The following is a 1,103-nucleotide window of genomic DNA, read 5'->3' as shown; positions in this document are numbered from 1 at the left end:
GCCACGCGACGCAGCCTGCTACCCGGYGCACACGCGGACCCGTGGCCGCCGACCGGCTCCGCGTGATTTGGCTGGGACGGCGCCGCATCCCCGGGGTCAAGGCAGGGCTGGAGCTCCGGCTTGAGGGCATGGTCACCATCCGGGACGGGTTGCCCACCATGTTCAATCCGCGCTACGAAATACTCTCCCGCAAGGAGGAGCAATGAGCACGCCTGAAGACCCCCAGCCAACCGTGAGCCAGTTCGCCGAGAACTACGCGGCCAAGGCCGGCCTGCACCGCTCCAGCAACGGCAACATCGACGTGCTCAAAAGCGCCGGCGGCGTCCAGGGCCTCGCCGAAAGCATCCTTCCGGGCCTGGTGTTTCTGATTGTCTTCACCGCGACCCGCGAGCTGACGCCGGCCCTGGTCGCCGCACTGGCGGTGGCGGCGGTGTTCACTGTCGCGCGGCTGGTCCAGCGCAAGCCGCTGACCCAGGCCCTGGCCGGGATTGTCGGGGTCGGGCTCTCAGCGTGGCTGGCGAACTCCACCGGCAAAGCCGAGGACTTCTACGTGCTGGGGTTCTTCACCAACATCGGCTACATCCTGGCGATGACCATCTCGATCGCGGTGCGCTGGCCTGTCGCCGGGCTCCTGTTCGGTTTCATCCGCAACGAGGGCCTGGACTGGCGCAAGCATCCGGCGCGGGTCAAGGCGTACCGGATCGGAACCTGGGTGATCATCTCGGTCCTGGCCCTGCGGCTGCTCGTCCAGGTCCCCCTGTACCTGATGGGGGAGCCGGGCCTCGCGGGCCTGGCAACCACCCGGCTGATCATGGGCGCGCCGCTGTACCTCCTGGGAATGTGGGTGGCCTGGCTGCTCACCCGTCCGGCGCCCGCCCCCGCGGACGGCACTGCCCAGCCCAACTGACCGGATGCGCTGTCACTAATGGCCGCTCCCAGCCCTGGGAACGGCCATTAGTGACAGCGCAACTATTTGGAGCGGGTGGGCCTAACCGTCGAAGCCGTCGTCGGCAGCGGGCTGGGCCTCGCGGCCGTGCTGGTCCTCGGGCGCCGAGAGCAGGCCACGCAGGCCGTCCTCCGCCACGATCGTGGTGACGAAGAAC

The 1,103-nt window shown here is 68.7% G+C and carries 1 protein-coding gene and 1 pseudogene; both read left to right on the top strand.

Going from position 1 to position 1,103, the window contains the following annotated elements:
• Nucleotides 1–206, top strand: a pseudogene (locus AB4Y86_RS19440) (hypothetical protein); the annotation flags it as partial.
• Entirely contained in the window at nt 203–907 is a 705-nt protein-coding gene (locus AB4Y86_RS19435; RefSeq protein WP_441403751.1) for a DUF3159 domain-containing protein, read from the top strand. The pseudogene AB4Y86_RS19440 and the gene AB4Y86_RS19435, both read left to right, overlap by 4 nt.
• The last annotated feature ends 196 nt before the right edge of the window (nt 908–1,103 follow it).

Source organism: Arthrobacter sp. 2YAF22_2, assembly GCF_052114645.1.
In the GTDB taxonomy this organism is placed as follows: Bacteria; Actinomycetota; Actinomycetes; order Actinomycetales; family Micrococcaceae; genus Arthrobacter.
Note: the sequence above shows the minus strand (reverse complement) of the source record. Positions and strands in the feature narration are given on the sequence as shown.

Bases quoted from the DNA above. Each gene is read 5' to 3' on its own strand.
- AB4Y86_RS19435 (WP_441403751.1), top strand. From the start codon at position 203: ATGAGCACGCCTGAAGACCCCCAGCCAACCGTGAGCCAGTTCGCCGAG.